This is a genomic window from Flavobacterium sp. B114r, from assembly GCF_056824125.1.
In genome coordinates, this window is sequence record NZ_CP124858.1 from 148,468 (window position 1) to 164,090 (window position 15,623).

A 15,623-nucleotide genomic window follows, 5' to 3' on the forward strand; every position below is an offset into this window, starting at 1 on the left:
GATTGGAATGACAGCAGGAAATAGCTCCTGAAAATTATTATTATTTTAAATATAAAAAGATACGAATGATGAATATAGCACCTAATATTTTGAATGCTGTAAACGAATGGTTGACTCCTACATTTGACAACGATACACAAGCTGCGGTTAAGGAATTAATGACTACGTCGCCAAAGGAACTTGAGGAAAGTTTTTATAAAAACCTGGAATTTGGAACTGGCGGAATGCGTGGCGTTATGGGTGTTGGAAACAACAGAATTAACAAATATACCCTTGGGAAAAATACTCAGGGATTATCTGATTATTTGCATCAGGTTTTTCCAAATCAACCTCTAAAAGTAGTTATTGCTTACGATTGTCGTCATAACAGTAATACTTTAGCGAAGGTTGTAGCAGATGTTTTCTCTGCAAACGGAATTCATGTTTATTTGTTTTCTGACTTACGCCCTACTCCTGAATTGTCTTTTGCGCTTAAATATTTAGGCTGTCAATGCGGAATTGTTCTTACGGCATCGCACAATCCTCCGGAATATAACGGTTACAAAGTATACTGGGAAGATGGCGGACAAATTGTTCCTCCTGAAGATGCTGCAATTATCAATGTAATCGAAAATTTAAATTACGATAAAATCAAATTCAATGCTAACGAAAAGCTGATTGAATATATTGATACTGAAATTGACAAAGCATTTATAAAATCATCTATCGAAAACGCAAGTTTTAATACTCCGGCTGCTGCCAAAGACAACTTACAGGTTGTTTTTACTTCGCTTCACGGAACTTCTATAAAATCTATTCCTGATACTTTATCTCAGGCAGGCTACACTAATGTGCATATTGTTCCGGAACAAGCTGAACCAAACGGGGATTTCCCAACAGTAAAATCTCCAAATCCCGAGGAACCGGAAGCTTTGACTATGGCTTTGGCTTTGGCAGACAAAACTAATTCAGATATTGTTGTTGGAACTGATCCTGATTGTGATCGTTTAGGTGTTGCCGTTAGAAATAATGATGGGAAAATGATTTTGCTTAACGGAAATCAAACCATGATTTTAATGACTTCTTTTTTATTGAAACAATGGAAAAAAGCGGGTAAAATTAACGGAAAACAATTCGTAGGCTCTACAATCGTTTCGACTCCAATGATGATGGAACTGGCAACTAGTTACGGTGTTGAATGCAAAGTAGGTTTAACCGGTTTTAAATGGATCGCTAAAATGATCAAGGACTTCCCGGAACTTGAATTTATTGGCGGTGGTGAAGAAAGCTTTGGCTTTATGGTTGGCGATGCCGTGAGAGATAAAGATGCTGTTGCAGCTACTTTATTGATCTGCGAAGTTGCGGCTCAGGCAAAAGCAGCAGGAAGCAGTGTTTATAAAGAACTTTTACAACTTTATGTTGAAAATGGTTTTTATAAAGAATACCTGGTTTCGCTAACTAAAAAAGGAATCGAAGGCTTACAGGAAATCACTCAGATGATGATTGATTTACGTGAAAATCCTTTGAAAGAAATCAGCGGACAAAGAGTAATTATGGTAGAAGATTATCAATCTTCTATTGCTTTGAATTTATTGACCGGCGAAGAAACTACAATGGATATCCCAAAATCTAACGTATTGATTTATTATACTGAAGATGGTTCTAAAATTTGTGCAAGACCAAGCGGAACTGAACCTAAAATTAAATTCTACATTAGTGTTAATGCAGAATTAGATTCAGTTACTAATTTTGATGCTGCCGAAAGTTTCTTAGACGAAAAAATACAAAATATCATTGCAGGAATGCATTTGAAATAAAAAATAATGAGTGACAAACCGGAAACGAATGATCAGCCCGAACTATTAAATTCAATCATTGGATTAATAGATCAGACTCGTCATTTTGTTGCTAAAACGGTTAATCAGGAATTGACTTTATTATATTGGAAGATTGGAAAAACGATTAATGAAGAGATTCTAAAAAATGATCGGGCCGATTACGGAAAGAAAACAATTCAAATCCTGAGCTCAGAACTATCAAAAAGATACGGAACCGGCTTTAGTAAAAGAAACATACATAGTTTCATAAAACTAAATACTGTTTTTCAAGACTTTACAATTGTGCAGACAGTGTCTGCACAATTGAGCTGGTCTCATTTATATTCGATACTAGGAATTGAAAATGATATAAAGCGTGAATTTTATATTCAGATGAGCGCTCACGAACGCTGGAGTGTACGAACCTTGCAGGAACGTATTGACAGTATGCTTTTTGAAAGAACTGCGATCAGCAAAAAACCAGAAGACACAATACTCAATGACTTAGCGTTATTAAAAAACGAAAAACAAATAAGTCCTGATTTAACCTTTCGCGATCCTTACTTCCTGGATTTTTTAGGATTACACGATAGTTATTCTGAGAAGGATTTAGAAAGTTCAATTTTAGCCCAATTACAAAATTTCATTACTGAAATGGGCAGTGAATTTGCTTTTCTTGCCCGCCAAAAAAGGATCACTATTGACGATGAAGATTTCTACATCGACTTGCTTTTTTACCATCGCGGCCTGCGCCGATTGGTTGCCATTGACTTAAAACTAGGAAAATTTAAAGCCGGATACAAAGGTCAAATGGAGCTTTATTTGCGTTGGTTAGAGAAAAACGAGCAAAAAGAAGGAGAAAACAAACCAATTGGATTAATTTTGTGCAGTGAAAAATCTCCAGAACAAATAAATTATCTAATGCTTGATAACGATGAACAAATCAAAGTATCAGCTTACTTAACTCAATTACCAGAAAAAAAATTATTGCTGGAAAAACTCGAAAGAGCCATTGCCATAGCAGAAAATAACATCCATAATAAATGAGTAATTTCAAAAAAATAGTTCCTTTTATATATCCGTATAAAAAATACGCGTTCTTAAATATCTTTTTTAATATTTTGTATGCGCTTTTTAGTACACTTTCGTTTGTCGCTTTAATACCAATGCTTCAGGTATTGTTTGACCAGGCAAAAGAGAGAAAAGCAAAACCAATATATGAGGGAATTTTCAAACTCCAGAAATACGGAGAAGAATATCTAAGCTATTACATCACTACAACAAAAGGCGATCACGATCCTGGTTATATTTTAGCCATAATGGTAGCCATTATAATCTCTATCTTCTTATTGAAAAATTTAGCAGATTATCTGGCTATGTTTTTTATTACTTTTTTACGAAATGGGGTTTTAAAAGACATGCGAAATGCTATGTACAAAAAAACACTTGAACTGCCTTTGGCATTTTATTCAGAGAAAAGAAAAGGAGATGTTATCTCAAGAATTTCCGCGGATGTCAACGAGGTTCAAAACTCATTTTTAGCAATATTAGAACTTATTGTAAAAGAACCATTAACGATACTTTTCACAATAACTACAATGCTAATCATTAGCACCAAACTAACGTTATTTGTTTTTATTTTTATTCCTATTTCAGGCTACATTATTTCATTAATTGGAAAACAGCTTAAAAAACAATCAACAAAAGCACAAGAAGAACAAGGTGCTTTTCTATCTACTATCGAAGAAACTATTGGCGGATTAAAAGTCGTAAAAGGATACAATTCTGAAAACTATTTCAATACCGTTTTTCAAAATTCAACAGAGCGTTTTTTCAATTTATCAAATTCTATAGGCAATCGCCAGAACTTAGCTTCTCCTGCAAGTGAATTTATGGGAATTACTGTTATCGCTATTTTATTGTGGTATGGAGGTCAAATGGTTTTGATCGACAAGACACTAAGCGGCCCTTCCTTTATCGCTTACATGGGATTGGCTTATAATATCTTAACGCCTGCAAAAGCAATCTCTAAAGCTTCTTACGGAGTTAAAAGAGGAAATGCGGCAGCAGAACGTGTACTTGAAGTTCTTGAGCAGGAAAACACTATCGTTTCTAAACCAAATGCAATCGAAAAAACTACTTTTGATGATTCTATCAATATTCAGAATGTAAATTTTAAATATGAAGAAGAAACGGTTTTAAAAGACTTTTCTCTTACTATTAAAAAAGGACAAACTGTGGCACTTGTTGGGCAATCCGGAAGTGGAAAAAGTACCATTGCCAACTTATTGACGCGTTTCTACGATGTAAATGACGGAACAATTTCTATTGACGGAATCAACATCAAAGACATGAATTTACAATCGCTTCGCAGTTTGATGGGATTAGTAACTCAGGACAGTATCTTGTTTAATGATACTATAAAAGCAAATATTTCGTTAGGAAAATTAGATGCTACAGATGACGAAATTATTGAAGCCCTGAAAATTGCAAATGCTTTTGAATTCGTTAAAGATTTGCCTTTAGGAATCTATACTAATATTGGTGATAGCGGAAACAAGCTTTCAGGCGGACAAAAACAACGTTTATCGATTGCCCGTGCTGTATTGAAAAATCCTCCAATTATGATTTTGGACGAAGCTACTTCTGCATTGGATACGGAAAGCGAAAAGTTTGTTCAGGTTGCATTAGAGAATATGATGCAAAACAGAACTTCGATTGTGATTGCGCATCGCCTTTCAACAATTCAGAAAGCAGACTTAATTGTGGTCATGCAAAAAGGAAAAATCGTTGAACAAGGAACGCATGACGAATTGATTGCGCACAACGGAACCTATAACAAACTGGTAACGATGCAGTCTTTTGAATCGTAAATAAAAGAAAACATCTTTTAGCCACAGATTACACAGATTAACACAGATTCTTTTTTTAACGAAATAAATCATTTTAATCTGTATAATCTGTGGCTATTTTTTTTAAAATAAATCTTAAAACAAAAAAATGTATCTCAACAATCAGAATATAAAGCTTCCCGATGATCCGGATACCATTGTTTGGAAATACTTAGACTTATCTAAATTCCTCGATTTATTATTGTCTAAGAAATTATTCATGTCCCGTTCTGATAAATTCGAAGATCAGTACGAAGGCACTTTTAGCGAGCCCACTTATGAAGAGATCAAGAAACTGGCTAATGAAAATCCAGACTTTTTAAACTATTACAAAACACATCGGGAAAAAGTCGCTATAAGCAGCTGGCATATTAACGAATATGAATCGTTTGCCATGTGGCAGATTTTTACACAAAACAGCGAAGGATTAGCCATTCAGTCTACTATTGGAAGATTACAAAAAGCACTGAATCCGGAGAATAACTTTGATCAGTATATTGGCGAGGTCAATTATATCGACTATAAAAAAGAATACATCCCGTTTGATGATTCGTTCTTCCCGTTTCTATTCAAACGAAAAAGCTTTCAATACGAGCGTGAAGTCCGCATTATTACGGATACTTCTAAAAGTACCATAAAACTAAATGACGGCTTGAAAATCAATGTTGACCTTAGACAATTAATTGAAAAGATTTACATTCATCCAAAATCTGAAAACTGGTACAAAAAACTCGTTATTGAATTGGTGGAACGTTTAGGATTTGGTTTTGAAATCGAAAAATCAGATCTTGAGAGCGATATTTTGATTTAGACTGCTATTTGTTGTTTTTTGATTATTCGTTATTCGTTATTCTAAACTGGACTAAAGTCCAGCCCTACAATATGGATCGAGCCTGACGGCTCTTTTCTATCGATCGTGATTAAACAAAAAAAAAGACTATTTAAAAAGTGATTTTTAAATGGTCTTTTTTATATCGTTAAGATTGAGATTCTAATTTTTCAATCTAAAATTTATATCGGCTTATAACTTTTAACTTCCCATTTTTTAGCAGCTAAATCAATGTAGTTATAATGTACAACATCATTTTTATCAAACTGTCCGTTTTGGTTCGTATCTTCAATTGTTCTAAAGTACAAACGGTTTTTAGATTCAATTAAACTCCAATCTATTAACTCCTGAAAGTCTTCTGAAACCTTAGTAAAATTTTCACCACTAATATTACTCAAATACAACGTTTTAATATCACTGCTATCAATTTTACCATCTTTATTGGTATCTGCATCTGCCAAAGTATACACCATAATCTGATTTTGCGTTCTCTCTGCAACTGATTTCAAATAAGTAGCAGTTAATATTAAAGCCGGTTTATCAGTTAACGGTCGAATAGAATCTGAATCTACTTTTTGAAATTTCAGGTTTTGCAAATAACCCGTAATTTCATATTCGCCTAAATTAGAAATAGTAAAACTTACATCGTTCACGCTTGAAGATCCATAACGGGATTTCGTTCCTCTTTCAAAAACACGCAAATCCCCAACAGGATGAATCAAATAATTCGTTCCCGTCATCTGAATAGGCAAATCTGCCACTTCAATCTGCGTTGAATCCGTTTTGGTTACAACACTTACTTTATTGGCACCATCATAAATTACTTTTGGTTTCTGCACTTCATCTTTACAACTCACTAATGTTCCGACGATTGCTAAGGCTATATATTTTAAAGAATTTTTCATGTATGCTAATTATATTATAATATCAAATATAGTATTTTTGATTGTATTATCTAGTTTTATTGAATTTTACTAGGGCAAAGATATTGAGAAGAACAAGTCCAAGATAGCCTATAAAAAGTAATTCCCATTTTTGTTTGAAAAAAGAGGCTTGAAAATTAATTATTTCTTCTTCTTTTTTCGCTTTTTGCTCCCAATAAGCCTGTTGCCTCATAATCTCTCCAGTACCACAATTCATTGTATAATGTTCAATAGTATCTTGAACTTTTTTATAATTGTTGCTACTTCCTAAAATATAAATATCATTTTTATTTGCAATCCATGTAGGAGCATTTTCTTCAGTTAAAACATCAAGACTGGTAATAAAAGTTTGATAATTAGATTTTACACCAAAATGTATTTTAATTCCATTTATCGTATCCTTCTCAATTTTTAATTTCCTTAAATAAAGCCTCATTTCTTTCAGCCTATTGTTTTCTAAATGGCTTCCATCAAAATTAAATACTTTATATTTTCTTAAAGTAAGAATTCTATAATCTTCAAACTCGTTTCCAACAGGAACATATAATTCAATACTACGATAAACCTTAAAAGCATCAATTTTATAAAAATAATACAAACACAACAACGGAATAAAAACCAAAGATATTATTCCCGGCACGTAAAAAATATTTTTTCTTTTCTCACGTTTACTTATCATAATCTCGCATTCAGCTTTACATTAAAAACTCTTGAAGTCATATAATTTGGAATTGCATATTGATTTTTAGAATACACATCACGAACCCAGGTATTGGTAATTGCATTTTGATTATTGAAAAGATTAAAAATCTCTAACCCAACAGATAATTCTTTGAAGTTTTTTAGCCATTTTGCTTTTGCTACTTTAGTACTATTATCAACAAAAACCTTTGCAAAACCAACATCTGCCCTACGATAATCATTCAATCTACCCTGATACTGATATGGATCAGAATATGCCGGAGCTCCACCAGGCAAACCAGTATTATAAACTAGATTCAGGTATAATTTGACACTCGGGATATTGGGCATATAATCTTGAAACAACATCGCAAATTTCAAACGCTGATCTGTTGGTCTCGCGATATATCCTTTGTCTGCATAATTTTCTTCGGTTTTCAGATAACCAAAGCTGATCCAGGATTCTGTTCCCGGAACAAACTCTCCGTTCAGCCTAAAATCAAGACCTTGCGCATAAGCTGTTGCATTATTATTGGCGATATAACGAATTCTGACATTATCGATCGAATACACATTGACATCTGAAAGTGACTTATAATACAATTCTGTAACCCATTTGAAGGGACGATTCCACATCTTGAAATTATAATCATTACTCAGAACAATATGTACCGATTCCTGCGCTTTTACATTTGGATTTACCACTCCATCCGGATCACGAAGTTCCCTGTAAAATGGGGGCTGATGATACAACCCGCCGGAAAGCCTGAAAACCATATCCATATCCCAATCGGGTTTTATTGCAAATTGAGCACGCGGACTAAAAACGATTTGATTTTTTCCTTCAACTGCAGCTCCAGAAACATTCCAGCTCTGAAAACGCGCTCCTATATTATACCAAACCTGATTGGATCCTAATGCTGATTTTTTATTATATTGTGCATATCCTGAAAACCTGTTAATGGTATTAAAGTTTGTAGCACGAACATCCTGATAAGGCAAAAGCGGTCCTGTATAAGGATCGTAAGGCTGATTGTTTTTTGGTAAAATAACAATTGGCGGATTTATAGAAAACCCTGCCGAGTCAATCATTTCCCATTCTACAATTCTGTCACGAATAGATTCTCTGGTATATTTTAAACCAAACTCTAACTGGCTGTCATTTTTCCACTCTTTAAAACCCTTAATCTCAGCATTTGCAATAAGGGCATCCAAATCGTTTCGGGCATGATTCAATTGCGAGCCTATTGCTCGGGTAAAATCGACAGAAGTTGTTTGATCATTACCTACATTTCCTAAACGATATTGTGCCAGAATATCAAAATACTCTTGTTCTATCGTATGAAATAAAGAACCTATAAACTTTAGGGTAAAGGTGGGCGAAACTTTATAAGTTGTTTTGAAAGCACCAAAATAAGTGTCGTATTTATCTCTTTCCCTTCCTTCATAATACACAGCAAGCGCCATTGGCTTATCTACCGTTCCAAACTTCGTCTCACGTGTTAACGGCTGATATAAATATTCATTTTTAGCAATATTACCTAAAAAACTTACTTGCCATTTATTCGAAATGTCGTAATTTATATTAGTTTGAATATCTGCAAAAGTGGGCGTATAATTGGTTTGTGTATCCTGACTGTTTACCAGCAAACTATTATTTCGATAACGAACACCTGTCACGGCAGACCATTTTTTATTTTTAGAAACGGCATCGACAGCAACACTTCCGCCAAGTAAACTAGCCTCTAAAGAAACGCCAAACTGAGTAGGTTTTCTATAGGTAATATCTAAAACAGAAGATAACTTATCGCCAAATTTAGCCTGAAATCCTCCAGCCGAGAAATCAACATTCTGAACTAAATCCGTATTGGTAAAACTCAACCCTTCTTGCTGACCGGAACGAATTAAAAACGGACGATAGACTTCGATTTCGTTTACATAAACTAAATTTTCGTCATAATTACCACCACGAACCGCATATTGCGTGCTTAGTTCATTATTTGAATTGACACCGGGTAATGTTTTCAGAATATTTTCTATTCCTGCATTGGCACCCGGAATTTTCTTAATGGTTGCCGCATCGATAGTTGCAATTCCCTGAACACGTTTTTTATTTCCGGAAGACACAAAAACTTCTCCCATTTGTTCCTCATAATTACTCATTACAGGATTAAAAATAAAAACTTCGTTAGATTCCAGATTTACCGTCAAACTCATCATCTTTAATGAAATATGAGTAAAAACTAAAGAAGTTTTTTTATTTGAAGGCACATCGACTTCAAAAAAACCATTTGCATCTGATTGTGTTGTTTTACCCAGTGATGTAATATTAACATCGGCCACAGGACGATTTTGACTATTTAAAATAATACCTTTAACATGAGCGTTTTGAGCAAATGAAACACAAGAAATGCATAAAAAAAGAAAAACGAATATTATCCTGCTACTGTTCAAACGCTTTGGTTTTATTTTTGTTGGCTTCTAAAAAAATGAGCTTCAAAGATAGCAGAATTGCCCACATTATCAGTGACTTCAATTTTTAAATCGTTGGCTCCTTCTGCAAGTAAGGACTCATCAAAAGTATGTGTGATTTTTTTCGTTTTATTTTCATACTCAAACAAAATCCATTTTCCGTTCAAATAACCATTATAAGATTTAATCCCTGAAGAAGAATCATTAATAACAAACTCAATTTTTTTCTGGTCACTAATCCATTTATCCTCAATAGGCTTTAAAATTTTAATTGTTGGTGCAATCGTATCGAGCACAAGTCCAAATTGCCCTAATACTTTTGATTTGGCTGTAAAAACATCTCCTTTTCTAATTGTGCCATTATAACCAGAACCATTTCTACCAATAAAAAGCTTATCTCTCAATGCTTCAGGATACGAATCATCTTTTATCGTTATGGTAAAATTAGAATGAACCGGCACAGTATCGTCGTGAATATATATTCGATTATTTCTGACATCAAAATTCAAATTAAAATCATCATAAAAAGTTCCTGCAGGAAAGAACACTGACATATTATCTTTTTCGAAATTAGAATCTTTATTGACTTTAATAAAATACTTTGACGTTATTGGTTCTGCTTTTACAATTGGCGTTGCAGCATCATATTCAATAGGAACTGTAATAGAACTTAGGTTTCCGAAATAATCCGAAACTTCAATTCTGTACGTCGAAGCTAAATTTGGTTTAACCGGAACAATTCCGCGAAGAGAATCCGTTTTAATAATGCTTAATGCAAAAGGCGTTTTCATAAAAAGTTTCTGAACGCGCTGACCTGATTTTTTATATTTAGCATAATCAATCAGAGCATTTACATAACGCATCTCATCAAATGAATAGGTATTGAACTGATAATTATAATTTTGATTTCCGTTAAAAAAAGTAGAGACATTAAAAACCCCGTTTTTATTAAACGAAACATTATCATAATCTACCGCAGAGATTCCAAAACCAATTTTTCCGTTTGCTTTTACTTTACTTGCCAGATAGGTTCCGTCTTTTTGCAATGCGAGATTCAGCAGCAAAGGCAGTTTAGACTGATTGACTGTCGAATTATCTAACGGATATACATAAACACTTGAAACAGTAGGTTTTTTCGTGTCTTTTATATTTTTATCAAACCCGAAGAATATCGGATTAATAACAAATTCTGTTTTAGAATCGCGAATTTCAAAATGCAAATGCGGTCCTTCAGAAGAACCTGTGTTTCCGGAAAGTCCAATTATTTGTCCTTTTGTAACCGGCAATTCACCTGGCTTCAGAAACATTTCGATTTCATATGCTTTTTCTTTATAATGCGTTTTTTTTACATAATCCTGAATTGGACCAACGGCAGTTTGCAAATGTCCGTAGACCGAAGTATATCCGTTTGGGTGTGTAATATAGATGCATTTTCCGTTTCCGAAAGTAGAAATTTTTATTCTCGAAACGTATCCATCCGCAATTGCATGTACACTTAATCCTTCTCTTTGATTGGTTTTCAAATCGAAACCTGCGTGAAAATGATTGGGTCTCAACTCCCCGAAATTACCGGAAAGCTGCATAGGAATATCAAGCGGAGCGAGGAAATCATCTTTAGGATATTGGGTTTGAGCAAAAATAAACGGACAAAAAAATAGGGTGAGTAGTGAGAATTTCATAAGCAACATTTTTGCTAAGATAAAAAATAAAGAAGCCAAATCCGAGTATAAAGCTACAAAAATACAATTGATTGAATTTCATTTATTTGGTTATTTTTAATGTAAAAAAATCGATAAAAAATTGCATTAATAAAAAGGAATACTAACTTTGTATGATTAAGTAATGAATAGGATTTACAATGAGTGTAATTGCAGAAATAATTGATACTCTTGAATATAAAGTTGAAAAGCTTTTTGAGAAATCAAAAGGCCTGGAGAAAAACAATCAGGTTTTACAATTAGAACTAACCAAAGCTGCGCAAATTATCCAGAAACAATCTGAAGAAATGGAGGCTTTGAAGAAGCAATATGAAACCCTTAAAATCGCTAATTCATTACTTGGCAGCGACAATAACAAGAGAGAGACAAAGCTTAAAATAAATTCATTAATTCGCGAAATCGATTACTGTATAGCGCAACTATCAGACTAGAAAGACATGGACGGAAAGCTTAGAATTAAAATATCAATTGCAGACAGAGTTTATCCATTAACGGTTGAACCAAGTCAGGAAGAGGGACTTAGAAGTGCTTCTAAAAAAATTGATGCTATGATCAAGCAATTCGAAGAAAGTTACGCGGTTCGTGACAAACAAGATGTTCTGGCTATGTGTGCCTTGCAATTTGCATCACAAGTAGAGCAAAAACAAATTGATAACGCAATCGATGGAGAAGAAACCATTGAAAGAATTAAAAGATTAAATTCGCTATTAGATCAATATCTCGAAAATTAAACGTTCTTTACAGAAACTAAGATACTGCCTACATTAGTTCACAATTGGTAAACTCAACACTAACAAATTAAAGTGAGTGAATCTTCGCTACTATAGTATGCCATGCTTCGGCAAGGAAACTTGAACAGTGAGTTAGCTCAAAACTTGTCTTTACGAGTTTATTCAAGCAATTAATGTAGGCTTTTTTTATATATAAATTTTAACAAACATGGACATAATAACGATCATTATTTCAGGTATTATAGGGATTGCAGCAGGTTTTGCAATCGCTAAAATTATCGAAAAGAGCAATATTTCTAATCTAATCAAGAACGCAAAAAAAGAGGCTTCTTCAATTTTAAAAGATGCTAATTTAGAAGCCGAGAACATTAAAAAAGATAAAATCCTTCAGGCGAAAGAAAAATTTATCGAATTAAAATCTGAGCACGAGCAAGTTATTTTATCAAGAGATAAAAAAGTAGCAGAAGTGGAGAAAAGAGTTCGCGATAAGGAATCTCAAATCTCAAATGAATTATCGAAAGCTAAAAAAGTAAACGATGATTTTGAAGCTAAAACAGCAGAATACAACAACAAAATCGAGGTTTTAGACAAAAAACAAACTGAAGTTGACAAATTACATAAAAGTCAATTACAACAACTTGAAGTAATCTCAGGACTTTCTGCCGAAGAAGCAAAAGAACAATTAGTAGAAGGCTTAAAAGCCGAAGCTAAAAGTAAAGCAATGTCTCATATTCAGGATACGATTGAAGAGGCTAAACTTACTGCACAACAAGAAGCTAAGAAAATCATCATTAATACAATCCAGAGAGTTGGAACTGAAGAAGCAGTTGAAAATTGCGTTTCAGTATTCAACATTGAATCTGATGATGTAAAAGGTAGAATTATTGGTCGTGAAGGTCGTAATATTAGAGCTCTTGAAGCTGCAACAGGAGTAGAAATCATTGTTGATGATACACCGGAAGCTATTATTCTTTCTTGTTTTGATCCGGTTCGTAGAGAAATTGCCCGTTTGGCATTGCACAAACTGGTAACTGACGGACGTATTCACCCGGCAAGAATTGAAGAGGTTGTTGCTAAAACTGCCAAACAAATTGATGACGAAATTATCGAAGTTGGTAAACGTACTGTTATTGACTTAGGTATTCACGGTTTACACCCTGAATTGATTAAAGTTGTTGGTAGAATGAAATACCGTTCATCTTACGGACAAAACTTATTGCAACACTCCAGAGAAGTTTCTAAACTTTGTGGTATCATGGCTGCCGAACTTGGCTTAAACGTAAAACTGGCTAAAAGAGCAGGTTTACTTCATGATATTGGTAAAGTTCCGGATACTGAAAGTGATTTACCTCACGCATTATTAGGAATGCAATGGGCAGAGAAATACGGTGAAAAAGAAGAAGTTTGCAATGCCATTGGAGCTCACCACGACGAGATCGAGATGAAATCATTACTTTCTCCTATCGTTCAGGTTTGTGATGCTATTTCAGGTGCAAGACCAGGCGCAAGACGTCAGGTTCTGGATTCATACATTCAACGTTTGAAAGATCTTGAAGAAGTAGCTTACGGATTTAGCGGTGTAAAAAATGCATACGCAATTCAGGCAGGTAGAGAACTTCGTGTAATTGTAGAAAGTGAAAAAGTTTCTGATGATAATGCAGCAAACTTATCTTTTGAAATTTCACAAAAAATTCAAACTGAAATGACTTACCCGGGTCAGGTTAAAGTAACAGTAATTAGAGAAACAAGAGCTGTTAATATCGCTAAGTAATCTCAACATTATATAAAAACAACAAAGGCTATCCTAACCGGATAGCCTTTATTGTTTTGCACCAAAGGCAACGTTGCCTATATTTTATAAATAAAAAACCTGTGGAGAGAAAAAAAATTACCACAGGGATTGCAATTTTTTTTAAATATGCTACGTTAAAACCACGAAGCTTTGCGAACTTAGATTGCGTAAACACAACTTAAATCTTAGGTAACTCTGCGAAAAACCTTTGTGCTTTCTTCGTTAAAACCAGTATTTCTATGTCTTTAAATAAATTTTAAAGATCATTAAAGACAATTTTAAAACTCGTCCCTACTCCAACCTCGCTTTCTACAGAAATACTTCCTTTCATGGCCTCAATTTGGTTTCGGGTAATATACAAACCAATTCCCCGGGCCTCCTGATGTTTATGAAACGTTTTATACATTCCGAATAACAACTCTCCGTAAACACTCAAATCTATTCCCAAACCATTATCTGTAATTTTTAATGATTTATAACCTTCCGGCTCAATGGCAAAATCAAAAACAATAACCGGATCACGATCAGGATGTGCGTATTTTATGGCATTCGTCGCAAAATTCAACAGCACACTTTCCATATACGCCGGATTAAAATTTACAGTCAAATACTTCGGCACATTATTTATAATCGTTACATTCTTCTGTTTGTCAAATCCTTTTATTGTAGAGATTGTTTTATCGATATAATCAGAGAGCTTTAACGGAGTAACCGCTATATTAATATTACTCTGCGTTTTTACAATCTGCGTTAGATTAGCTATTGTATCATTCAAATCATTAGAAACTGTTCGTAAATGCTCCAACATTTCGCTAACAGTTTGTTTATCTACATCTGCATCAATAAAATCTAAAATAGACTTTATATTCCCTGCCTGAGTATTTAGATTATGCGAAACGATATGCGAAAAATTAACCAGTCGGCTATTTTGATCACTATATAATTTCATCGTTTTTAAAAGCTCTAATTCTTTTTCCTTTTGCAAAGAAATATCGGTATGTGTACCTATTACCCGTAATGGTTTACCATTTTCGTCTCTTTTAATCACTTTTCCGCGATCCAGAATCCATTTATAATTACCACTGGAAGTCATTACACGATGATAATTTTCGTAGTACGGAATCTTATTGTCAAAATGTTCCTGAATATCTGAGTAATATTTTGGCAAATCATCAGGATGAACAATCTTGTCCCAGCGTTCAGGATCATCAAAAATATCTGCTGATTCTAATTCTAAAATTTTTAATGATAATGAAGAGTAAAAAACAGTATTGGTAACCATGTCCCAATCCCAAATTCCTGCTGTCCCGGCTTCAAGAGCAAACTGAAAACGTTCTTCGGATATACGAAGTTTTTCTTCTTTTTCCTTTAGCTCCGTAATATCAGAAACGTGTCCATAAAAACTAACACAACCATCGTGAGCCAATTCAGTTTTAGACGAAATTTTAAACCAGCGCAATCCTTTCTTAGGCAAAACTGCCCTAAATTCAATATCCCATGGCTTTACTTCTTTTCTTGCTTTTACAAGGGACTGGAAAAAGAAATCGCGATCCTGAGGAAAAATCCTGTCATAAATAATTAGCTTGGGATTATTTGAAAACATATCAGCTGCAAGCTCAAAGATTTCGTCAGCCGATTTACCGACTAAAGGAAAAGTATAATTGTTATCACAATCAATAACAAACTGAAAAAGTAAATCAGGCATTTCTGCAAACAACTTTTTATAAAAATTATTTACTTCTAAGCAATCCTCATTTCCATATAAATCAAAAACCATATATCACTTATTT

Annotated in this window: 12 protein-coding genes; 7 read left to right on the forward strand and 5 right to left on the reverse strand. The window is 33.9% G+C overall.

Features of this window, described 5'->3' with window-relative positions:
* The first annotated feature begins 68 nt into the window (after positions 1-68).
* The 4 genes from QLQ94_RS00735 (at position 69) to QLQ94_RS00750 (ending at position 5,498) form a co-directional block, all read left to right on the forward strand.
* Positions 69-1,796: a phospho-sugar mutase gene (locus tag QLQ94_RS00735; RefSeq protein ID WP_271335282.1), complete on the forward strand. Its 1,728-nt coding sequence runs from the start codon at positions 69-71 to the stop codon at positions 1,794-1,796.
* 6 nt (positions 1,797-1,802) lie between these two features.
* Complete coding sequence (locus tag QLQ94_RS00740; RefSeq protein WP_271335221.1) at positions 1,803-2,843, forward strand: PDDEXK nuclease domain-containing protein; 1,041 nt, start codon at positions 1,803-1,805, stop codon at positions 2,841-2,843.
* Positions 2,840-4,669 (forward strand): ABC transporter ATP-binding protein, encoded by a 1,830-nt coding sequence (locus QLQ94_RS00745; protein ID WP_482498850.1) that lies wholly within the window; start codon positions 2,840-2,842, stop codon positions 4,667-4,669. Before QLQ94_RS00740 ends, QLQ94_RS00745 begins: the two co-directional genes overlap by 4 nt.
* Positions 4,670-4,796: 127 nt before the next feature.
* On the forward strand, positions 4,797-5,498 hold the full coding sequence (locus QLQ94_RS00750) for a hypothetical protein (protein WP_271335223.1): 702 nt from the start codon (positions 4,797-4,799) through the stop codon (positions 5,496-5,498).
* 200 nt (positions 5,499-5,698) lie between these two features.
* Here the strand turns inward: QLQ94_RS00750 and QLQ94_RS00755 are convergent, their stop codons facing one another.
* Genes QLQ94_RS00755 through QLQ94_RS00770 form a run of 4 tightly spaced genes read right to left on the reverse strand, consistent with a single transcriptional unit; the run spans position 5,699 to position 11,271 of the window.
* On the reverse strand, positions 5,699-6,421 hold the full coding sequence (locus tag QLQ94_RS00755; RefSeq protein ID WP_271335224.1) for a hypothetical protein: 723 nt from the start codon (positions 6,419-6,421) through the stop codon (positions 5,699-5,701).
* 46 nt (positions 6,422-6,467) lie between these two features.
* Positions 6,468-7,118: a hypothetical protein gene (locus QLQ94_RS00760; protein ID WP_482498852.1), complete on the reverse strand. Its 651-nt coding sequence runs from the start codon at positions 7,116-7,118 to the stop codon at positions 6,468-6,470.
* Positions 7,115-9,574, reverse strand: coding sequence for a TonB-dependent receptor (locus QLQ94_RS00765; RefSeq protein WP_482498854.1), 2,460 nt, complete (start codon positions 9,572-9,574; stop codon positions 7,115-7,117). Before QLQ94_RS00765 ends, QLQ94_RS00760 begins: the two co-directional genes overlap by 4 nt.
* A gap of 11 nt (positions 9,575-9,585) precedes the next feature.
* Positions 9,586-11,271 carry a M23 family metallopeptidase gene (locus QLQ94_RS00770; RefSeq protein ID WP_482498856.1) on the reverse strand — a complete coding sequence of 562 codons (1,686 nt, stop codon included), beginning with the start codon at positions 11,269-11,271 and terminating at the stop codon, positions 9,586-9,588.
* 179 nt (positions 11,272-11,450) lie between these two features.
* On the opposite strand from QLQ94_RS00770, the gene QLQ94_RS00775 reads away from it, so the two are divergent.
* From QLQ94_RS00775 to rny, 3 genes are all read left to right on the forward strand, one after another.
* Positions 11,451-11,741: a hypothetical protein gene (locus QLQ94_RS00775; RefSeq protein ID WP_271335228.1), complete on the forward strand. Its 291-nt coding sequence runs from the start codon at positions 11,451-11,453 to the stop codon at positions 11,739-11,741.
* 6 nt (positions 11,742-11,747) lie between these two features.
* Positions 11,748-12,041: a cell division protein ZapA gene (locus QLQ94_RS00780; RefSeq protein ID WP_056246511.1), complete on the forward strand. Its 294-nt coding sequence runs from the start codon at positions 11,748-11,750 to the stop codon at positions 12,039-12,041.
* Positions 12,042-12,249: 208 nt separating this feature from the next.
* Complete coding sequence (rny, locus tag QLQ94_RS00785) at positions 12,250-13,812, forward strand: ribonuclease Y (protein WP_271335229.1); 1,563 nt, start codon at positions 12,250-12,252, stop codon at positions 13,810-13,812.
* A 277-nt stretch (positions 13,813-14,089) separates the two neighbouring features.
* Here rny and QLQ94_RS00790 read toward each other — a convergent pair whose 3' ends face one another.
* Complete coding sequence (locus QLQ94_RS00790) at positions 14,090-15,610, reverse strand: PAS domain-containing sensor histidine kinase (protein ID WP_271335230.1); 1,521 nt, start codon at positions 15,608-15,610, stop codon at positions 14,090-14,092.
* Positions 15,611-15,623 lie beyond the last annotated feature (13 nt).